Genomic DNA, 19,291 nt, shown 5'->3' on the forward strand with positions numbered 1-19,291 from the left:
GTCCCGAGGGGCGCCGGCCTCCCGCGCCCCGCGGCCCCCATTCTCCGATCACGCGCCGCCGACGGGAGACGGCACGTCACGTGGGACGCTCCCGGCGGCGTTCGCGTTGCCCCGAACGCCCACCAGTCTGCCGTGACGCGCCGCCGACCGGCAGTTCCCGCACCCCGGGATCCACCCGCCAGGACACCTCGGAGCGGATCCCGCCGTCCGCCAGCCGCGCCCGCGCCGCCTCGAACGCCGCGCACCACTCGCGCTCCCGCTCGACGTCGACGCGCCGGTCGTCCTCGCTCTCGGCGGGCCGCTCCCGGACCATCGCCGCCTCGACGCGCGCGGCGCCGTCGACCCGCATCCGCACGCTGTGGTCGGGCCAGGCGCCCTTGGTCAGCACCACCGAGCCGTCCCCGGCGGTCAGCGTCTCGAAACCCGGCTGGACCTCGTAGCCCATGTCCTCGAACGCGGCGGTGATCGAGTCGAGCACGTACCGGCGCTCCGCCTCGGCCTGCTCGGCGGCCTCCCGCTCGGCGGCGCGGCGCCGCGCCAGCTCGCGCGCGTCCTCGGTGCGCCGGTTGGCCTCGCGGATCCGCAGCCGGACCTCGTGCAGGACGCTCTCGGCCTCCTCGGCGGTGCCGACGGCGGCGAGGAGGCGGGCCGCCTCGGCGACCGCGCGGCGCTCGTCCTCGGCGGCGTCGGGCAGCAGCCGCGCCATGATCCTTTCGAGGGTCCGCTGGGTGTCGTCGCCGCCGCGACGGGGCGGCGGGGTCCGGCCGGTGTCGGCGCGGAGGCCCTCGGCCGGTGCGGTGAAGACCTGCGCGGTGACCTGCGCGGCGAGATGCTCCGACAGGCGGCGCTCGGCCTCGTCCAGGAGCCGGTCCGTCGCGGCGCACCAGGCGGTCAGCTCCTGCGCGGACTCCTCGCCGGGCCGCAGCGGCGGCGGCAGCGCCACATCCGCGCCGAGCTTGGCGCGGGTCTCGGCGAGCGCCGCGATGCGCGCGTTGCGCTCGACGACCTCCCGCAGCGCCCGCTCGTGCGTCCGGACCTCGGCGAGCGCGGCCTCCCGCGCCTCCGCCCGTCCCGCGGCGAGCGCGGCCAGCGCCTGCGCGCCGCGACCCGCCGCGTCGCCGCCGCGGCCGAGCACCCGGTTCATGCCCAGGGTCAGCACGACCGCCGCGTCCAGCACGATGTCGGCCTCGACGCCGCTGCTCATGTGGGGGTCCCTCCGGGGTGGCTCGTGCGGGCCTGCTGCCAGCGGTGCATCCGGACACCGGCCGCCACCGCGTGCGCGACGGCTCCGGCGACCATCACCAGCACCCACAGCACGCTCGCGATGGACGTCAGCGCCGCCGCCAGCAGCAGCAGGATCAGCAGCGGCACCGTACCGGCGAGGAGCAGGAACCCGCAGCCCCGCCGGTCATTGCGGCGCGCGGCGCCCGACATCGTGCGCGACGCCCGCGACAGTCCCCGGCCGCCCGCGCCGAGCACCTTCGATATCAGCGACCACGGCCCGTACGGGAGATAGTCGCCGCCCTGCGCGCGCGCCAGAAGCACCTCGGCGCCGCACTGCACGCCCCACGCGATGACCGCCAGGACGGCGAGCGCCGCGAACGGCACGCCGCCGCCCGACGACGCGTGCAGCCCCACCGAGGTCGTCCCGTCGTCGTGCTTCCCGGCGCCGAACAGGCTGCCGACGACCCAGCTGCCCGCCAGCCAGATCGCCAGGATCGGCAGCGACCACACGACCGCCCGCGTCACCGCCGCGCCGCGCCCGGTGAGGCGCTGCCGCTCCCGGTCCGCCCACTGCGCCCGCAGTTCCTCCGAACGACGCGCCGCCGCGTGCCGCTCGCGCGCCCGCGCCTCCGCCTCCACGACGGCCTCCGGCAGCGCGCGCGCGACCGCGAGCAGCCGCAGCGGATCGTCGCCCGCCCCGTCCGCCATCCACGCGAACCACGGCACCGGCTCCGGGACGGCCGCCCGGGCCCGCGCCGCGCCCTCGGCCAGCGACCGGTGCGCCTCCGCGGGCCGGGCCGCCAGCGCGAGCAGCGCCAGCAGCACGGCCGGCGGGTTCCCCGCCTCCGCGTCCGGCAGCCGCGCCGCCAGCCCGGCAGGCGTCGCGTCCTGAGCGCGCAGCCAGCGCGCGAGGTCGTTCCATGCCGCGACGTGCGCGCGCCACTGGCCGTCGATCCCGGCCAGCTCCCCGGCGCCCGCGAAACCCGCCAGGACGCGCAGCAGGCCGTGCTCCCACAGGTCCCGCCCCATCCGGCACGCGAGGCGATGGTCGGGGTGCCGGGGATCGTCCGCGAGGGCGGCGAGCGCGGGCAGGTCCTCGGCGGACGTCCTGCGGCCGAGGTAGTGGGGCGGCAGCGCCGGATCCAGCCACAGGACCAGATGCAGCAGCTTCACGTCCGGCGGCAGAGCCGACGTGAGCGGGCCGTCCACCAGCGCGATGCGGCTGTCGTCCGGCACGCCCGCGAGCCACTCCCGCAGGCTCCGCCACGCCTCGCCGGACTCCCCGCGCCCGAAGAAGTACTGCGCGGCGTCGTCCCAGTTCTCCACCAGCGCGCGCGCCAGGTCCTCGCGCCTCGCGTAGCGGGCGCCGAGGAACGGCAGGCGGACGCCCGGCTGTGCGGCCTCCTCCACGACGTGCGGGGACGCGCCGTCCAGCCACTCGGCGACCTGCTCGCCGGTCCACCTGTGCCGCGGATCGCGCGTCAGCAGTCCCTGGCAGAGCAGCCGCAGCCGCGCGTCCGGCACGTCGTCCGCGCTCACCGGACGCGTCGCCAGATGGTCGACCACCACGGTCTCGCTCATCCCGCGGAACGGCGCCCGGCCCGTCGCGCACTCCCGCACGATCATCCCGAGCGACCACCAGTCCCGGGCCGGGGACACCTGCCCCGACAGCGACTCCGGCGCCGCGTACGCCAGCGTCCGCGACGACGACGCGAACACCACGCTCTCGTCGAGCACCTTGCTCAGCCCGAAGTCGGCGATCGCCAGCCGCAGCGGCTCCGCCTCCAGGACCAGCACGTTCTCCGGCTTCAGGTCGCGGTGGACGATGCCCGCGCGGTGCAGCGCCGCCAGGCCGTCCGCCAGCTGCGCCGCGATCTCCCTGACGGTCCCCTCCGGCAGGGGGCCGTCGATCAGGTTGCGCAGGTTGCCGTCCGGCGCGTACGCGGTGACCTCGTAGTCACGGCCGTCCGCGTGGCCCGTCTCGACGATGCGCAGCACGTGCGGCGAGTCCAGCGACGGCAGCTTCGCCCACACGTCCCGGTCGGCGTGGTACCCGCGGCGGAACACCTTCGCCACGAACCGGTCGCCCCGCTCGTCCCGCACCAGCAGCAGGTCCGACTCCGCGCCCTGCACCGGCAGCTCGGCGACCGCCTCGTATCGCTCCGCCAGCGCCGCGGGAAGGCGCATCAGCGGATCGCCGGCCGCCTGCCCGTCCCGCCGCGTCGCCCCGGGTCCGGACGCCGGCGGCGTGCGCGGCGCGGGCACCCGCTCGTCCCGCCGGGTCGCCCCGGCGTCCCGCCGCGTGTCCCGCGGCCCGCTCCCGCCGGATCCGGCCTCGCCGGACCCGGTCCCGTCGAACTCGCCCACCGCAGCCCCGTCTAGTCCTTGTCCTTGATGATCCGGAGGTACTCGACCTCCTTGAACCTGACGACCATCGCCTCCATGAAGATCCGAGCCAGGATCGCCTCGAAGAACCAGATCACGGGCGAGGCGCAGATGATGACGAGGCCGAGCAGCCAGCCATTGCGCAGGCCCATGACCCAGATCCCGATCACCACGACGAGCAGGGCGGACAGGCTGATCAGCAGCAGCGACAGGACGTAGAAGAGCTTGATGAGCTTCGGCGTGACGAGATGGTTGAAGTTCGCGTCGAACAGCGCGCTGATCAGGCCCTTCTCCTGCGGGCCGCGAGAAGGGGGCTGCCAGCCCTGCGGCTGCTGGTAGGGGCCGGTGCCGTAGGTGCCGGGCGGGCGGGGGCCGGGGACGGGCCCGGGCTGCTGCTGCGGCGGCGGGCCGTACGGTCCCCCGCCGGGGCCGGACGGGGGTCCCGGGGGGCGCGGTGATTGGCCGGGGTCCGATGGGTGCGTCATCGCCGTCGTCTCCAGTCTGGGGCCGCCTATGGGAAGACTCTAGAGCCTGATCCGGGCGTGCGGACGGAACGGGACGCGCGGCTCACCGGGCGTGCCGCGGTTCTTCCGGAGGCGGCCGCTGGGCACGCTGCGGGATTCCGCTGGCACGGGTGGTGACGGGAATGTCGCGAAACGGGGCGGCGGGCGGGCTGGACATGGTATTCGAGTCCATTCTCTGAGACATGGGTCCGAGGGCCCCCTTTCGGCGGCCGCCCCGTGGGGCCAGGGGCTTAGGATCCTTCGCTCACCTGCGGATTTTTCGTTCATTCGATAATTGGTCAAGAAAAGTTCACCTTGCTGGTGCACCGTTCTTGGGATCGGTCCAACCGGATATCGGGTAACTTCTCACGAGTTCGTCAGATTGGCCGTTTCAATTCTTGATCGTGGCGTATTTCGATGGTTATCGTGGCCCGCGGCTCCGGAAATCCGGCGCGGCGCCGTACCGGGCCGTCCGGACGGCCCGGTGGAGGGTGTGGTGAGGCACGTGACCTTTCGGGGCCCCGCGTGACGCTGGTGATGGTCCCCGACGACGTTCCCGGCCTGGGCGTCTTCCGCGGCGTGGCGGCCGAGCGGTTCCGGGCGGGGTTCTCGCCGCTGTCGGAAGAGGGGCTGGAGTTCACCGCCCGGATCGGGAGCACGCTGGCCGAGCGTCCGGCGGTGCTCGCCCTCTACCCGTCGTGGCGGCCGGACGCGGCGGGCCGGCTGCTGCGGTTCGCGCGCGCGTCGCTGGGGACGCGCCGCCTGGCGATCGTTCCGCTCGACCTCCCGCCGCTCGCGCTGTCGCTGGTGGCCGACCAGTTGGCCTTCCTCGCCCCGTACGTCGAGCCAGGGACGCTCGCGACCGTCGCGCCGAGGCTTGCCGGGCTGCTGGTCGCCGGGGCGCGGGTGAACAGCGTCACCCGGCTGGAGCACGTGCCGACGGGCTTCGGCGATCACCTCGCCTCGTACCTGCCCGGCAGCGAGTTCCTGGTCACGGCGGCCCCGTATCCGTCGGTCCTGCGGGCCGGGCCGGACACGGCGCCGGTGACCGGTGACGCGCCGCGGCCCCCGGTGGTCGTGCTGGCCGCCGAGCACGGCGGCAGCGCCGCCTGGATCCGCGACCGGCTGGGGCCGGCGCTCGGCGCGGTGTCGGTGTCGGTGGTCGCCGACCAGCCGCTCGGCGCCGAGTACTGGCGCGCGAAGAGGTACGTCGAGTTCGTCGCGTTCAGCGGGGACAGCAGCGTGCTCCAAGCGCTGCTGCGGGACGCGGTCTGCGAGCCCTGCCCCTGGTGCGGTGCGGCGGTCGGCTCGCCGGTCTGCCCGTTCTGCGAAATGGTCCAGCCCGTCCGGACGCCGCCGCCCGCTGCGGCGCCGGCGCAGGCCGGGCACGCCGCCGCCCCAGGACCGTCCCCCGCGTGGCCGCTTCCGGCGGAGCAGCCACCGCCGGCGCGGCTCGTCAGCGCGCCTCCCTGGGCCGGCGTCCCCGAGTCCCCGTCCCCGTCGTATGCGAACGGAGTCACATGAACCCCCGACAGCGCCGCGGCGTGCTGCTCATGATCCTCGCGGCGGTGGGCGCCGTGACGGTGTTCGTGTCGGTGCTCGGCTATGTCGGCTCGGTGCGCGCCGAGGTCGGCGAGAAGCGGCAGGTGCTGCGGTTGAAGGTCGCCGTCCCCGCGTACGGGCGGCTCGAACCGGGCATGGTCGAGCGCGTCGAGATGCCGGCCAAGTGGTCGCCGGACACGATGCTCACCGACCCGGCGTCCGTCGCGGGCAAGGTCGCGCCGACCGCGCTGGTCGCGGGCGCCTACCTGCAGCAGGGCATGCTGATCGACGCGCCGCTGCTGCAGCCCGGCCAGCGCGAGATCGCCATCATGATCGACGCGGAGACGGGCGTGGCGGGCAAGGTCAAGCCCGGCATGGTCGTCGACATCTACGCGACGTTCCAGCAGCAGTCGCAGCGCGACCAGCGGTCCTGCGCGTCCCGGATCATCCGGCGCGCGCAGGTGATCCAGGTCGGCCGGACGACCCGGCAGCATTCGGGGTCCAACGCGCAGGACGTGAACACGGTCGTGCCGATCACGTTCGCGCTGGCGGCCGACGACAGCGTGAAGCTGACGTACGCGGAGGCGTTCGCGAGCCATGTCCGGCTCGCGCTGATCGGCGGCGACCAGGCCGACGCGGCGAGCGACCCGGTGCGCAAGCTCGGCGCGATCTGCGACATGCCGGCGGCCCGGTGAACGGCCCCGTGACCGGACGGCCCGTCCGGGTGCTGCTGGCCACCGCCGACCGCGCCCTGGCGTCGCTGCTGAACGCGCAGTTCCGCGAGCTCGGCGCGGTCGAGGTCGCCGGGGTGGAGACGAGCACCGGCGACGTGGTGGACGCGGCGGCGGGTGCCCCCGGCCTGGACGTGGTGCTGCTGCACCAGGCGCTCGGGCCGCTGCCGGCGCTCGACCTGATCCGCGAGCTGGGCGTCCGGCATCCGCACCTGCCGGTGGTGCTGATCGCGGAGGAGGCGACGGCGGAGACGTTCGGCGCGGCGATGGCGGCGGGCGCGCGCGGGGTGATCTCGACGGAGCCGACGCTGTCGGAGCTGCAGGGCCGGGTGGAGGCGGCGGCGGAGTGGGCCCGGACGATGCGCCGGCACTTCGACTCGTCCGAGGACGGCCCGCTGCCCGGCCGCGTCGGGACGGTGCTGGCGGTGTGCGGCGCCAAGGGCGGGACGGGCGCGACGACGATCGCGGTGCATCTCGCCGTGGCGGGGGCGACGGCGGGCCGCGGCGTGTGCCTGGTGGACCTGGACCTGCAGAAGGGCGACGCCGCCGGCTACCTGGACGTCGTGCACCGGCGCAGCATCGCCGACCTCGTCGGGGCGGCCGACGACCTGGACGGCCCGACGCTCGCCGAGGCGCTGTTCGTGCACCGCCTCGGCCTGCACCTGCTGCCGGCCCCGGCGGAGGGGGAGCGGGCCGAGGACGTCCCGGCCCGCGCGGCGCGGCAGATCCTCGCCGCGCTGCGGGCCCGCTACCAGGTGGTGATCGTCGACTGCGGTGCCCAGCTGTCGGAGGCGAGCGCGATGGCGGTGGAGCTGGCGGACCGGGTGGTGATCGCGGCGACCCCGGACCTGCCCGCCCTGCGCGGCGCGAAGCGGCTGGTGAAGATGTGGGGGCGGCTGCGCGTCCGCAAGGAGGAGGACGCCGCGGTCCTGCTGAACCGGCACGACCGCCGCAACGAGATCCAGCCGGACCTGGCCGCGAAGATCGTCGGGGTGGGGCTGCTCGGGACGACGGTCCCGGCGGTGTACCGGGCGCTGGAGGATGCGTCGAACACCGGCTCGCCGGAGGCGGTGAAGAGCTCCGACTTCCGCAAGGCGATCAGCGGGCTGGTCCGCGAGACGGGCCTGCTGGACGACCCGGGGGCGCGGGAGGGGACGCACGACCGGGGCGCGGCGTCGGTGGACTTCGCGGCGATCGTCCCGCTGGTCGGGCTGGTGCTGCTGCTCTGCTGGCAGGCGCTGCTGACCGGGCTGACCTCGATGTACGCGAGCCACGCGGCGGACGAGGCGGCGCGGGCGGTGGCGGTGGTCGGCTACGACACGCCGGAGGCGAGGCAGGAGGTGCGGCGGCGCGCCGTGGCGCGGGTGGCGGGCCCGTGGGGCGGTGAGGACGTGCTGCACCTCGGGGTCGAGGACGGGTACGCGAAGGTGACGGTGGACGTCCCGGCGGTCCTGCCGGGCTGGTCGTCGACGTTCGGGCTGACCACCCGCGCCAGGATCGTCGACGAGGGCGCGGGGGACGGGTGACGCCGTGGCCGCCCCCGACACCGTCCGGGCCGCGCGTCCCGCCGCCGACCGCGGGACCGCGTCCGTCGAGTTCGCCGCGCTGCTCCCGATCGTGCTGGCGGTCGTGCTGGTCTGCTTCGAGGCGCTGATGGCGTCCGTGACGGTCGAGCGGGTGGAGAACGCGGCGCGGACCGGCGCCCGCGTGGCGGCCATGCGGCAGGACGCGTCGGCCTGCGTCCCGGCGGCGGCCGCGGCTTTGCCGGGCTGGCTGAACGAGCGGACGCTGCGCGGCGGCGAGGCCGGCGGCGACGGCGTGTCCTGCACCGTGCGGGCGAAGGTGCCGCTGCTGTGGCGCGGCGTCCCGCTCGACTACACCGTGACCCGCACCGTCACGATGCCGGAGGGGTGAGCCGATGGGACTGAGGGACCGCCTGGAGGACGAGCGGCTCCACGGCACCGCCGCGAGCCGCGCCGGGGTGTCGCACTGGCGCCGCCGGCTGCTGGAGGAGGTGAACCTCGACGAGCTGGCGCTGCTCGGGCTGGCGCAGCGGCGGGCCCGGCTGGAGAAGGTCACCGGGCACATCGTCGGCCGCGAGGGGCCGGTGCTGTCGCCGGGGGAGCGCGCCGCGCTGGTCCGCCGGGTCGTGGACGAGGCGCTCGGCCTCGGCGTGCTCGAACCGCTGCTCGCCGACGAGACCGTCACCGAGATCATGGTGAACGGCCCCGACCATGTGTTCGTGGAGCGGGACGGCCGGGTGGAGCGGGTCGACACCGCGTTCGCCAGCGAGGACCAGCTCTACCAGACGATCGACCGGATCGTCGCGCAGGTGAACCGCCGGGTGGACGAGTCGAGCCCGATGGTGGACGCGCGGCTGCCCGGCGGCGAGCGGGTCAACGTGATCATCCCGCCGCTGTCGCTGGTGGGGCCGGTGCTGACGATCCGCCGGTTCCCCCGCTCGTACACGATCGAGGAGCTGGCCGCGCGGGCCAGCCTGGACGCGCCGACGGGGCTGCTGCTGGCCGCGTTCGTCCGGGCCCGGCTGAACCTGGTCATCTCGGGCGGCACCGGGACGGGCAAGACGACGATGCTGAGCGCGCTGTCGGCGTTCATCCCCGGCCACGAGCGGATCGTCACGATCGAGGACTCGGCGGAGCTGCGGCTGCGGCAGGAGCACGTGGTGCCGCTGGAGTCGCGCCCGCCGAACATCGAGGACAAGGGCCGGATCACGATCCGCGACCTGGTCCGCAACGCGCTGCGGATGCGCCCGGACCGGATCATCGTCGGCGAGGTCCGCGGCGGCGAGACCCTCGACATGCTCCAGGCGATGAACACCGGCCACGAGGGCTCGATGGTGACGGTGCACGCCAACTCCACCGAGGACGCGGTGTACCGGCTGCAGACGCTGGCCAGCATGAGCGACGTCAAGCTGCCGTTCGACACGATCCGCGACCAGATCGACAGCGCCGTCGACGTGATCGTGCACCTCGGCCGGGGCCCGGACGGCTCGCGCCGGATCGTGGAGATCGCGGCGGTGGCGACGCGGCGCGGGGAGCGGCTCCGGCTGGAACCGATCATGAACTTCGAGTCGCTGCCGATCGGGCCGGACCGGGTGGTGCGGGGCGAGTTCCGGCACCGCCCGCTGCCCGCGCCGCTGGCGACCCGGCTGTTCCACGCCGGCGAGGGCGTCCCGGCGGTGTTCGGCGTCCGGGCCGACGAGGGGGAGGGGCGATGAGCCTGCCGGTCATCATGCTGCTGATGGCGGTCACGGGGGTCCTGGCCGTCTGGGGGGCGGGGGAGCTCGCCGCGGGCCGGGAGCTGCGCCGCGGCATCACCGTCCGGTCCCGGCTGGACGGGGAGGCGCCGCCGGACGGCCCGCTCGTCCGGCTCGACCGGCGGCTGCGCGGCACCGAGCTCGGCCGGCTGCTGGCCCGCCGGATCGCCGCGGCGGGACTGGCGATGCGCGTCTCCACGTTCCTGCTGGGGATCGTCGCGGGCGGCCTCGCCGCCATCGCGCTGATCGGCCGGCTGCTCGGACCGGTGTTCGGCGTCGCCGCCGCCGTCGCGGTCGGGTTCGTGTTCTTCGGCTACCTGCGGCGGAGGGAGGAGCGGCGCAAGGAGGAGTTCGTCGCGCAGCTCCCGGAGCTGGCGCGGGTGCTGTCCAACGCCGCGCAGGCCGGGCTGTCGCTGCGCACCGCGATCGCGCTGGCCGCCGACGAGCTGGACGACCCGGCCCGCACCGAGCTGCGCCGCGCCGCCGACGGGCTGCGGCTCGGCGAGTCGCTGGAGGCGGTGCTCGGCGACCTCGCGGGCCGGCTGCCGTCCCGGGAGCTCGGCGTGCTGGTCAGCACGCTGCTGGTGTCGGCGCGGTCGGGCGGGTCGCTGGTCACCGCGCTGCGCAGCATCGCCGCGACGCTGGAGGACCGCAAGGAGATCCGCCGCGAGGTGCGCACGATCCTCGGCCAGGCGGTGGTGTCGAACTGGGCGGTCGGGATCCTCGGCGTCGCCGGCATCGCCATGATCAACCAGATCGAGCCGGGGGCGCTGCGCGAGATGAGCACCCATCTCATCGGGCAGCTGATGCTCGCGGCCGGCGCGGGGCTGTTCGTGACCAGCCTGGTGGTCATCCGCCGGATCACCCGGATCGACGTGTGAGGTGACCAGATGATCTTCGTGCTGGCGGGCGGCGCCGGGCTCAGCGTGCTGCTGGGCGCCTGGGGCTTCGTCCTGCTCACCGGCGGGGAGCGGGTGGCGGGGTCGGCGCTCGCCGCGTCCGCCCCGCCGCCCGCCGCGCGGCCGGGAAGGGGCGAGGTGTTCGGGCTGAACCGGCTGGCCGGGCGGATCGGCCGGCCCTTCGGCCGCCCCCTGATGACCGCGCTCGCCCCCTGGCACCGCCGGATCCGCGAGCGGATCGACGCGGCGGGCCGTCCGGGCGGCATGACGGTCGAGTCGTACGCGCGGATCACCGCCGGGTACGCGGTCCTGTTCGGGTCGCTGGGGGTGCTGCTGCTCAGCGCGGGGCAGGTGCCGATGGGGCTGATCTGCCTCGCCGGGATCTTCCAGAACGAGCTGTTCCTGCTCGGCCGCGCCCGCAGCCGCCGCGACGAGATGCAGCGCGGCATGCCCGACTTCCTCGACGTCCTCGCCGTGACGGTGTCGGCGGGCATGGGGTTCCGGCACTCGCTGGCCCGGGTCGTGGAGAGCATGCCGGGGCCGCTGGCGGACGAGTTCACGATCGCGCTGCGGCAGATGGAGCTCGGCACGTCCCGCCGCGAGGCGTTCGAGGACCTGCGGCGCCGCAACCGGTCGGAGATGCTGAGCCAGTTCGTCACGGCCGTGCTGCAGGCCGAGGAGCTGGGCGCGCCGCTCGCCACCGCGCTGATCGACATCGCCACCGACATGCGCCGCGAGTCGGCGCAGTGGGCGCGGCGCAAGGCGCAGCGGACGACACCGCAGGTCACCGCCGTCACCACCGCCCTCACCCTGCCGGCGCTCATCCTCGTCGTGCTGGGCGCGCTCTTCTACAGCTCGGGAGCTGATCTCGGTGCCGTCCTCGGCCACTGACCCCGCCCCCGGCCTGGGCCCCGGCCCGGGTCCCGACCCGGCTCCCGGCTTGGGCCCCGTCTTCGGCCCCGTCCCGGAGGGCGCGGGCGGGTGCGAGGCCACGCGGGCCCGGTCGCGGATCGACGCCGCGTTCCGGCTGCTCATGCAGGTGCGGACGCTGATGGCCGCGATCACGCTGCTCGTCCTCGCGGTGCGCGGGCTGACGGTCGCGACGTTCGTCATGGTGGCGTGCGTCGGGCTGCTGTCCTGGCTGGTCTCCCGGCATGTGGACCGGATCGTCCCGCGGCTGCTCGACCACCCGCTGCTCGTCGCGCTCGACCTGTGCGTGGGGTTCGCGGTGCTGGCGGTGTGCGGGCCGTCCGGGCCGTTCTTCCTGTCGACGGTGGCGACCGCGGCGGCGGCGGGGCTGCTGTACCGGTGGCCGGGCATGCTGATCGTGTCCGTCGTGCAGATCGCCGGGTACTTCGTCACGTTCGCCGTCCCGCACGCCGACGTCGGCACGTTCCAGGCGCTGGCCAGCCAGCCCGCCTACTACCCGCTCGTCGGGTTCGCGGGAGTGGCGCTGCGGCGGCTGTTCGAGGAGCACGCGGCGGCGGAGGACGCGCGGGTCGCCGCCGAGGGCATGGCCGCCGCCGCCGAGGAGCGCGCCCGCCTGGCCAGGGAGATGCACGACTCGCTCGCCAAGACGCTGCGGGGCGTCGCGCTCGCCGCGTCCGCGCTGCCCGCGTGGGTCCGCACCGCGCCCGAGCGCGCCGAGCGGGAGGCGGCCCGGCTGGCGGACGCGGCCGAGACCGCGTCCCGCGAGGCGCGCGGCCTGCTGACCGACCTGCGCGACGCCACCGCCGCCGCGCCGCTGCCCGAAGCGGTGCGCGCCGCCTGCGCCGCCTGGTCGGCCCGGACGGGCGTCACCGTCCACGCCGACGTCGCCGGCGACGCGCGGCTCCCGCAGCGCTCGCGCCACGAGGTGCTCGCCATCCTCGGCGAGGCCCTCGCCAACGTGGAGCGGCACGCGGCCGCCGCGAACGTGACCGTCCGGCTCGCGCGGACGGCGGGCGACGTCGTCCTGACGGTCCGCGACGACGGGCGCGGGTTCCGCACGGCGCCGCTGGACGACCACGCCCGCCGCGGCCGCTACGGCCTGGTCGGCGTCTACGAGCGCGCGGAACGGGCCGGTGGGACGGCGCTCGTCCGCTCGGAGCCGGGCGAGGGCACGACCCTGCTCGTCCGCGTCGCGACGGAGCCGGCCGATTCCGCCGGTGCGGACCGGCCCGCGGAGGTGAGCTGAATGGGCGCGACGCGGGTCCTCGTCGCCGACGACAACGTGGTGGTCCGCTCCGGCCTGGTGTCGCTGCTGGAGGCGCACGGGATCGAGGTCGCGGGCGAGGCGGGCGACGGGCGGCGCGCCGTGGAGCTCACCGCCCGGCTCCGCCCCGACCTGGTGCTGCTGGACGTGCGGATGCCGCTGATGGACGGCGTCGCCGCCGTGGCGGAGATCAGCCCGCTGGCCCCGGTCCTCATGCTGACCTACACCGACGACCCCGGCACCGTGCGGGCGGCGCTCGGCAAGGGCGCGACCGGCTACCTCGTGCACGGCGCGTTCACCGCGGACGAGCTGATCACGGCCGTGCACGACGCGGTCGGCGGCGCGCACCCGCTGTCGCCCGCGGCGGTGTCCGCGCTGGTCGGCGCCGTCCGGGAGGCGTCCGGGACCGCCGAGACCGCCGCGCCCGCCGAGGCCCGCACGCCGCCGGACGCCCCGCACGGCGGGTTCGGCCTGTCGGCGCGGGAGGCGGAGGTCATGCGGCTCATCGTCCAGGGCGCGTCCAACGGCGAGATCGCGGCGCGGCTGTTCCTCGCGGAGAAGACGGTGAAGAACCACGTCAACCGCATCTACGCCAAGCTCGGCGTCACCTCGCGCGGCGCCGCGATCGCCCGCTGGATCGGCACGTCCGGTGATCTGGGGCGGAGCCGGTGACCGGCGCCGGGGACCGGTCCCCGGCCCCTGGGCCCACGCGGCCGGGCCGCCGATTGGGACGGCGGGCCCTGGGAATGGCGCCGCCCGCTCCATATTTTGGTGGTCGTAAAACGGTCGGACGCACGTTCCCGGCCGAAAATACGGCCGACCAGGAAAGGACGCCGATGAACCTTGAATCGGTGCGTGAAAGGGTTCTGGGCGACGATCGCGGAGCCGACGTCTTCGAGTGGGCGGGGATGCTGATCCTGGTGGCCGCCGTCATTGCCGGCCTCTACGGCCTCGGCATCGTCGACACCACGACGAACGGCGTCAAGGGCGCCCTCACCAGCATCTTCTCCGGTGACCCGGGCGGCGGTGGCGGCGGTGGCGGCGACAAGGGCGGCGACAAGACCTGTGTTCTCGGCATCTGCTGGTAAAGGGAATCGATGATGAACGTTCTGCTTCCGGTCGTGGTGCGCGCCCGGTTGTCGATGCGGGCGGGCGCGGAACAGGCCGCGCTCTTCTTCCGGGACCGCGCCGAACGGCTCAAGAACCCCGACGACCGCGGGGCCGACATTTTCGAGTGGGCCGGGATGCTGATCCTGGTGGCCGCGATCATCGCGGGGCTCTACAGCCTCGGGATCGTCGACACGGTCACCAAGGCGGTCCAGGACGCGCTCAAGAAGATCTTCGAGGGCGACCCGGGCGGCGCCAAGGGCGACACCTGATGGGCGAGGCCGCGGCCACCGGAGCGGCGGTCGCGGGAGCGGCCGCCGGGTGGCTGTGCGCCCCGGTCACCGCCGCCTACCGCGGGCCGCTCACGTCCCGCGCCCGAGCCGGGGTCGCGGTGCTGACGGGCGCGGTGCTCGCGGCGCTCGCGGTCCGGCTCGGCGGACGGGCGGACTCCGTGGCGTTCGCCTACCTCGGTGTGGTCGGCGTCCTGCTCGCGGTGATCGACGTCGCGGTGCGGCGGCTGCCGGACCCGCTCACGCTGCCGTCCTACCTCGCGGGGGCGGTCCTGCTGGCGGCCGCCGTCCCGTTCACCGCGCACGGCGCGCTCCGGTTCGCGCACGCCGCGATCGGGATGGCGGTGCTGTGGGCCTTCTACTTCGTCCAGCACCTCCTGCTGCCGCACGCAATGGGCGGCGGCGACGTGAAACTGGCCGGTGTCCTCGGCCTGTACCTCGGTTGGCTCGGCGAGGCGGCATGGGTGACGGGCGTGGTCGCCGGTTTCCTGTACGGCGGCGTGTACGGCGTGACGTGGCTGCTCCTCGGCCGCGCCGGACGCAAGGACGAGTTCCCGTACGGCCCGTTCATGCTGGCCGGCGCGTTGACGGGCATCCTGTTCGGCGGCTGGTTCGCGCGATGAACCGGGCGGGCCGGCGCGGCGACGAGGGCGCGGCCACCTCGGTCCTCGTCGTCGGGATGGCGCTGTGCCTGGTCGCGGCGGTGCTGCTGTTCGGCCGCGTCGCGCAGGCCGGCGACATGCGCAGCCGGGCGCAGCGCGGCGCGGACGCCGCGGCCCTCGGCGCGCTCGAACCGCTCCGGCTGCGGCTGGCGGAGATGGCGCTGTCCGGGACGCCGCCCGCGGGCCTCGGCGCGTGGCTGCTCGCCGACGACGCCCCGCAGAACGCGGCCGAGCGCTACGCCCGCGACAACGGCACGCGCGTCGACGGCAAGGTGCACCTCACCGGGCTGGACGGGACGTACGCGAAGGTCAAGGCCGTTACCGCCGACTGCCAGCTCAAGAAGGACGGCGAGCTCTCCGAGCAGGAGAAGGATGACCTGCGCCACGGCCGCCATCTCTGCACCGACTCCAAGGGGGACAGGGGCATCGGCCGCGTCGGCAACGCCGTCGCGATCGCCCGTCTCGTCGTGCCGGACTGCACCTACGAGTTCTCCCCGGTCCCGCCGGGCGAGTCCGCGCCCGAGGAGCAGCCGACGGCCCCCGCCCGGCTGGTCTGCGACGGCACCGTGGCATGGCCGGGCGGCGACGCGGCGGCCGTCGAGAAGACGTTCAAGCTCCGGCTCGTCGACAAGGAGAGCGACGTCGCCTACAACGGGTTCCCGTACCAGAACATCGGATACGGCGGCGCGATGCCGCCGCCGGGCCCGCTGCCCGCAGGGACCCCGGAGATGATCCGGCGCGCCATCGCCTTCGCCGAGGCGCAACTCGGCACCCCGTATCAATGGGGCGGGACCTGCACGGCGCCGAACCCGAACGTGGTGACCATGGGGAACTGCGACTGCTCGTCCCTCGTGCAAATGGCGTACCGTGCGGCGGGAATCTCGATTCCCCGTGTCACCTATGACCAGTGGAGGTTCGGGCAGGGCATTCCTGCCGGGCAGGAGAAGGCGGGCGACCTGGTGTTCTTCAATATGGGCCCGCGCGGCCCCGAACACGTCGGCATGGTCGTCGATCCCGCCACCCACACGATGATCGAGGCGCCGCACACGGGCGACGTCGTGAAGTTCGCCACCTACGACGGGAACATCGGTTTCCGCCGTCCCTACGCGGGCTGATGAGAAGCCCCGGTAACGGGCAGGGGAACGGCCGGAGAACGGCCCCGTGAATAGGCCCGTATTTGGGTCCTCGGACTCATTCGCGACGGAATCGCGCGTGCGAGCCTGCGAGGCGTGTCCCCCCAGCAGCGCAGCCCGGACCGGCTCGCCGACCGCGGCGCGTCCGTCCCGGAGTACGCCGGGATCCTGGCCCTCGTCGCGGCGGTCTGCGCGTCGCTCTTCGTCCTCGGCGTCCCAGGTCAGACCAGTGACGCGGTGTGCCGGGCGCTGCACCGGATGCACCTCGGCGACGCCTGTGCGGGAGGCGGCGGGAACGGCGGCCGGACCGATCCCGACGAGCCCACCACCGCCTGCACGACGGGCATCGAGACGAAATACCTTGAAGAGACCGTGACGATCCCGACCCGCATCAACGTGCGGACCAACAGCCGCGGCACCGTCCAGCTCACCCGCAAGGTCGGCCCGGACGGGAAGACCAGCTGGGAGGTCACCGATTTCACCTGGGGCGAAGGGGCGGCCGCCAGCCCGGACTTCGACTTCGGATTCGGCAAGTTCGGCATCTGGGGCGGCGGGCAGTTCACCAATGGAACGGTCTACTCGTTCGATGGCGAGAAGGAGGCGAAGACGTTCTTCGACGACCTCGTCGACCACCGCATCGGGAACACCGCGAAATTCGTCGTCCGCACCAATCCCATCACCGGCGGATTCTCCTGGCTCATCGGCAAGACCCCATGGGTCGGCAAGTACTACGACCGCTGGATCGGCGGCAGCGAGCCCGACAGGAAACCGTCCGCCGACTACCAGGAGGGCGGCCCCACCGGCGGATTCAAAGGCGAGCTGAACCTGTGGAAGGTGAAACTGCCGTTCAAGGCGCGCGGCTGGCTGATCGACGGCACCCGCACCGACCACAAGACCGGGCAGCGCACCACCTACTACACCGAGAAGGGCGAAGGGGAGATCGGGGTCCTCGTCGACCTCGGCGACGTCTGGAAGGTGCTGCCCAAGGGCACCCGCGAACGCGCCGCCGCCGGCGCCGCCGACGCGCTCGCCCTCGCGGTCGACGAGATCGGCAAGCGGCTCGGCGGCAAGGGCGTCGAGCTGTCGCCCGCCGAGGTCGAGAAGATCAAGGGGCAGATCCGGCTCAACCCCAACCTCGGCCTGAACGTCAAGCACCGGGGCCAGACCACCTGGGCGTACACCGAGGACAAGGACGGCGACCCGATCAGCCTGACCAAGACCGGCAACTCCCAGAACGTCATCTACTTCCGCGCCGACGGAAAGGCCAAGGGCTCTTTCGAAGGCGACAAGGGCGAGCAGACCGCCGGCAAGCAGTGGATCCTCAGCTCCCAGCGCACCGTCACCGACAAGACCCTCGACTACGCCGACCCGCAGGACCGGCAGGCGTTCGAGGACTACACACGGACCGGCGACGACGGCGCCCTCGACCGCTACTTCGACGGCGGCGGCGGGCGGATGTCCCGGCTGACCTACGACGTCGGCGGCGACACCGGCAAGCTCGACGTCAAGGGCGAGACCGGCGGCAAGAGCAAGTTCGGCGGACTGTTCGAGAGCTCCACCGAGCACCAGATCAACACCCTCACCGGGGCCCAGTACTACAAGCCGGGGGAGGGGTGGGTGCCGTGGAAGCGCTGCCTCGGCTGACCGCCTGCGCCGCCCTCGCCCTCGCCGCGGGCTGCTCCGCGCACCACGACCCGCCGCCCGTCCCGGCGGGCTTCCGCGAGTACCGCACCGACGCCTACACGTTCGCTTATCCGGCCGGCTGGGCCCCGCACGGCGGCACCGACGAGAGCGGCGCGCCGATCCTCGACGTCGACGGCCCGGAACTGCCGTCCGGCGTCGACGACGGCCAGATCCACCTCGGCCGCCGCGACCGTTTCCCCGGCGAACTCGACGGTCAATTGGCCCAGTTCCGCGGCCTCGCCCTGCTGAACGGCTACCGCCTCACCGCCGACCGCCGTACCGCGCTGGACGGCGCCGACGCGCGCCGCGTCGAGGCCCGCTACGCGATCACCTCGGCCGACGGCACCCGCACCCCCATGCGCCTGACCGGCCTCTACGTCCTCACCGAGCGGCGGACCCTGCTCGAATTCATGATCCGTTCTCCCGACGGCGGTACCGCCGCCGCCCGCGTCCCCGCCATCCTCGGGTCGTTCCGGCCGAAGGAAGGACGATGAGACGCCGCGCCGTGGTCCTCGCCATCGCGGCCGCCGCCGCGTGGGCCGCGCTGTACCTCCTTGACCTCGCCCCGGCGGGCCGGGCCGTGCTGCTGGTCGCCGGACCGGTCCTGCTCGTCGCCGCGCCGCTCATCGTCGCCGCGGACGCCGCCGCCCGCCGCCGCACCCCCGCCCGCGCCACCGGCACCGTCCTGGCCTGCGAAGGCGAGGGCGTCGAGCCGTCCGGCTGGGAGTACACGCTGACCGTCCGCTTCACCTCCGCGGACGGCCGCGACCACGTCATCACCGAGTCCGGCCGCCCCCGCCGCCGTCCGTCCGACCGGATGACCGTCCGCTACGACCCCCGCGACCCCGCCCGCGCCCGCCTCGACCTCGGCGCCGCGCCCGCCTGGACGGCCGCCGCCGTGGTCCTGCTCACCGGCGCCGTCGTCACCTGGTTCGCCGCCCGCTGAAGGAGCCCCATGCCCGACCGCCGCCGCGCCGCCACAACGGTACTGCTCACCGCGGCCGCCGCCCTGGCCGTCCTCGCCGCGCTCGCGATCGTCGTGGCGGCCGCCGCCTTCGCCACACCAACCTTCGCGTCCTCGGACGCCTTCTACTGGACGTCCGCCGCCGCAGCGGCCCTCGTCCAGCTCCCCATCGGCTTCCTCGCCGCCCGCCTCACCGCGCCCCGCCTGCGCCGCGCCGGCGTCTCCGGCCCCGTCGCCCTCCCGCTCCTGACGGCCCTCGGCCCGGCCGTCCCCGCCGTCCTCGCCAACCTCCACCCCGTCGAGCACATCACCCCGCCACTGAACGTCCTCGCCCCCCTCTGCCCCCTTGCCGCCGGCACCCTCCTCGGCCTGCGCCGGACCGCCCGCGAAAGCACGTCCCTCTACTGAATTGGGTCCCCGATTGGGCCTCGAGACCCATGTGCCCCGCCCCCACCTCTCGTTTCAATGACGGCACCATGCCTCCTGAAGACGGTGTCGACCTCCCGCCTCTCCCGCTGGACCTCCCGGGCTTCCCACCCCAGCCCCCCGTCGACCCCGCCCCCCAACCAGCCCCGCCCCCAAGCAAGACCGCGCCCGTTGACTCGTCCGCGCCGCCCCCACCGGCGCCCTCCAGCGCCCCGAGCCAGGCCGCGCCCATTGGGCCGCCCACCACGATGCCGTCACCGGACGCGCCCGC

The 19,291-nt window shown here is 74.6% G+C and carries 20 protein-coding genes; 17 read left to right on the forward strand and 3 right to left on the reverse strand.

Going from position 1 to position 19,291, the window contains the following annotated elements; all coding sequences use genetic code 11:
- Positions 1-76 precede the first annotated feature (76 nt).
- From ABT299_RS07960 to ABT299_RS07970, 3 genes are read right to left on the reverse strand one after another with little or no spacing between them, the layout of a single operon-like run.
- A complete protein-coding gene (locus ABT299_RS07960; RefSeq protein WP_387022935.1) occupies positions 77-1,204 on the reverse strand; it encodes a response regulator receiver protein in 1,128 nt (375 codons plus the stop codon).
- Positions 1,201-3,591, reverse strand: a complete 2,391-nt coding sequence (locus ABT299_RS07965) for a serine/threonine-protein kinase (RefSeq protein ID WP_500250155.1) — start codon at positions 3,589-3,591, stop codon at positions 1,201-1,203. The genes ABT299_RS07960 and ABT299_RS07965 overlap by 4 nt, the downstream gene beginning before the upstream one ends.
- 11 nt (positions 3,592-3,602) lie before the next feature.
- Complete coding sequence (locus tag ABT299_RS07970; protein WP_500250156.1) at positions 3,603-4,094, reverse strand: DUF4282 domain-containing protein; 492 nt, start codon at positions 4,092-4,094, stop codon at positions 3,603-3,605.
- 543 nt (positions 4,095-4,637) lie between these two features.
- Here ABT299_RS07970 and ABT299_RS07975 point away from each other — a divergent pair.
- The 17 genes from ABT299_RS07975 to ABT299_RS08055 all read left to right on the forward strand — a co-directional run bounded on the left by ABT299_RS07975 (position 4,638) and on the right by ABT299_RS08055 (position 19,002).
- Complete coding sequence (locus ABT299_RS07975) at positions 4,638-5,636, forward strand: hypothetical protein (RefSeq protein ID WP_500250157.1); 999 nt, start codon at positions 4,638-4,640, stop codon at positions 5,634-5,636.
- Positions 5,633-6,349 carry a Flp pilus assembly protein CpaB gene (cpaB, locus tag ABT299_RS07980; protein WP_500250158.1) on the forward strand — a complete coding sequence of 239 codons (717 nt, stop codon included), beginning with the start codon at positions 5,633-5,635 and terminating at the stop codon, positions 6,347-6,349. The genes ABT299_RS07975 and cpaB overlap by 4 nt, the downstream gene beginning before the upstream one ends.
- Before the next feature lie 8 nt (positions 6,350-6,357).
- Positions 6,358-7,911 (forward strand): CpaE/TadZ family protein, encoded by a 1,554-nt coding sequence (locus ABT299_RS07985; protein WP_500250159.1) that lies wholly within the window; start codon positions 6,358-6,360, stop codon positions 7,909-7,911.
- A gap of 4 nt (positions 7,912-7,915) precedes the next feature.
- Positions 7,916-8,299: a TadE/TadG family type IV pilus assembly protein gene (locus ABT299_RS07990; RefSeq protein ID WP_500250160.1), complete on the forward strand. Its 384-nt coding sequence runs from the start codon at positions 7,916-7,918 to the stop codon at positions 8,297-8,299.
- Positions 8,300-8,303: 4 nt separating this feature from the next.
- Positions 8,304-9,623 carry a TadA family conjugal transfer-associated ATPase gene (locus ABT299_RS07995; RefSeq protein ID WP_500250161.1) on the forward strand — a complete coding sequence of 440 codons (1,320 nt, stop codon included), beginning with the start codon at positions 8,304-8,306 and terminating at the stop codon, positions 9,621-9,623.
- Positions 9,620-10,543, forward strand: coding sequence for a type II secretion system F family protein (locus tag ABT299_RS08000; protein ID WP_190865567.1), 924 nt, complete (start codon positions 9,620-9,622; stop codon positions 10,541-10,543). The genes ABT299_RS07995 and ABT299_RS08000 overlap by 4 nt, the downstream gene beginning before the upstream one ends.
- Positions 10,544-10,552: 9 nt before the next feature.
- Positions 10,553-11,452 (forward strand): type II secretion system F family protein, encoded by a 900-nt coding sequence (locus ABT299_RS08005; protein WP_190865565.1) that lies wholly within the window; start codon positions 10,553-10,555, stop codon positions 11,450-11,452.
- A gap of 49 nt (positions 11,453-11,501) precedes the next feature.
- Positions 11,502-12,737, forward strand: a complete 1,236-nt coding sequence (locus ABT299_RS08010; protein ID WP_500250162.1) for a sensor histidine kinase — start codon at positions 11,502-11,504, stop codon at positions 12,735-12,737.
- On the forward strand, positions 12,738-13,427 hold the full coding sequence (locus ABT299_RS08015) for a response regulator (protein ID WP_500250163.1): 690 nt from the start codon (positions 12,738-12,740) through the stop codon (positions 13,425-13,427).
- Between the two features lie 179 nt (positions 13,428-13,606).
- A complete protein-coding gene (locus tag ABT299_RS08020; RefSeq protein ID WP_500250164.1) occupies positions 13,607-13,843 on the forward strand; it encodes a hypothetical protein in 237 nt (78 codons plus the stop codon).
- Between the two features lie 12 nt (positions 13,844-13,855).
- The gene (locus tag ABT299_RS08025) at positions 13,856-14,134 is read left to right on the forward strand and encodes a hypothetical protein (RefSeq protein WP_500250165.1); all 279 of its coding nucleotides are present in this window, start codon (positions 13,856-13,858) and stop codon (positions 14,132-14,134) included.
- Positions 14,134-14,775 carry a prepilin peptidase gene (locus ABT299_RS08030; protein WP_190865555.1) on the forward strand — a complete coding sequence of 214 codons (642 nt, stop codon included), beginning with the start codon at positions 14,134-14,136 and terminating at the stop codon, positions 14,773-14,775. The genes ABT299_RS08025 and ABT299_RS08030 overlap by 1 nt, the downstream gene beginning before the upstream one ends.
- Positions 14,772-15,929, forward strand: coding sequence for a C40 family peptidase (locus tag ABT299_RS08035; RefSeq protein WP_500250166.1), 1,158 nt, complete (start codon positions 14,772-14,774; stop codon positions 15,927-15,929). Before ABT299_RS08030 ends, ABT299_RS08035 begins: the two co-directional genes overlap by 4 nt.
- 114 nt (positions 15,930-16,043) lie before the next feature.
- Positions 16,044-17,591 (forward strand): hypothetical protein, encoded by a 1,548-nt coding sequence (locus ABT299_RS08040; RefSeq protein ID WP_500250167.1) that lies wholly within the window; start codon positions 16,044-16,046, stop codon positions 17,589-17,591.
- The gene (locus ABT299_RS08045; protein ID WP_500250168.1) at positions 17,570-18,124 is read left to right on the forward strand and encodes a hypothetical protein; all 555 of its coding nucleotides are present in this window, start codon (positions 17,570-17,572) and stop codon (positions 18,122-18,124) included. The genes ABT299_RS08040 and ABT299_RS08045 overlap by 22 nt, the downstream gene beginning before the upstream one ends.
- Positions 18,121-18,576, forward strand: a complete 456-nt coding sequence (locus ABT299_RS08050) for a DUF3592 domain-containing protein (RefSeq protein WP_500250169.1) — start codon at positions 18,121-18,123, stop codon at positions 18,574-18,576. The genes ABT299_RS08045 and ABT299_RS08050 overlap by 4 nt, the downstream gene beginning before the upstream one ends.
- A gap of 9 nt (positions 18,577-18,585) precedes the next feature.
- The gene (locus ABT299_RS08055; RefSeq protein WP_500250170.1) at positions 18,586-19,002 is read left to right on the forward strand and encodes a hypothetical protein; all 417 of its coding nucleotides are present in this window, start codon (positions 18,586-18,588) and stop codon (positions 19,000-19,002) included.
- The last annotated feature ends 289 nt before the right edge of the window (positions 19,003-19,291 follow it).

It is taken from the genome of Spirillospora sp. NPDC000708 (assembly GCF_040299565.1).
Taxonomy (GTDB): Bacteria; Actinomycetota; Actinomycetes; order Streptosporangiales; family Streptosporangiaceae; genus Spirillospora.

What these genes read in the sequence shown, in the direction of transcription:
- ABT299_RS08030 (WP_190865555.1), top strand. Translation starts at nt 14,134, where the DNA reads ATGGGCGAGGCCGCGGCCACCGGAGCGGCGGTCGCGGGAGCGGCCGCC.
- ABT299_RS08035 (WP_500250166.1), top strand. Translation starts at nt 14,772, where the DNA reads ATGAACCGGGCGGGCCGGCGCGGCGACGAGGGCGCGGCCACCTCGGTC.
- ABT299_RS08005 (WP_190865565.1), top strand. Translation starts at nt 10,553, where the DNA reads ATGATCTTCGTGCTGGCGGGCGGCGCCGGGCTCAGCGTGCTGCTGGGC.
- ABT299_RS08000 (WP_190865567.1), top strand. Translation starts at nt 9,620, where the DNA reads ATGAGCCTGCCGGTCATCATGCTGCTGATGGCGGTCACGGGGGTCCTG.
- ABT299_RS08015 (WP_500250163.1), top strand. Translation starts at nt 12,738, where the DNA reads ATGGGCGCGACGCGGGTCCTCGTCGCCGACGACAACGTGGTGGTCCGC.
- ABT299_RS07995 (WP_500250161.1), top strand. Translation starts at nt 8,304, where the DNA reads ATGGGACTGAGGGACCGCCTGGAGGACGAGCGGCTCCACGGCACCGCC.
- ABT299_RS08055 (WP_500250170.1), top strand. Translation starts at nt 18,586, where the DNA reads ATGCCCGACCGCCGCCGCGCCGCCACAACGGTACTGCTCACCGCGGCC.
- ABT299_RS07960 (WP_387022935.1), bottom strand. Translation starts at nt 1,204, where the DNA reads ATGAGCAGCGGCGTCGAGGCCGACATCGTGCTGGACGCGGCGGTCGTG.
- ABT299_RS07970 (WP_500250156.1), bottom strand. Translation starts at nt 4,094, where the DNA reads ATGACGCACCCATCGGACCCCGGCCAATCACCGCGCCCCCCGGGACCC.
- cpaB (WP_500250158.1), top strand. Translation starts at nt 5,633, where the DNA reads ATGAACCCCCGACAGCGCCGCGGCGTGCTGCTCATGATCCTCGCGGCG.
- ABT299_RS08050 (WP_500250169.1), top strand. Translation starts at nt 18,121, where the DNA reads ATGAGACGCCGCGCCGTGGTCCTCGCCATCGCGGCCGCCGCCGCGTGG.
- ABT299_RS08025 (WP_500250165.1), top strand. Translation starts at nt 13,856, where the DNA reads ATGAACGTTCTGCTTCCGGTCGTGGTGCGCGCCCGGTTGTCGATGCGG.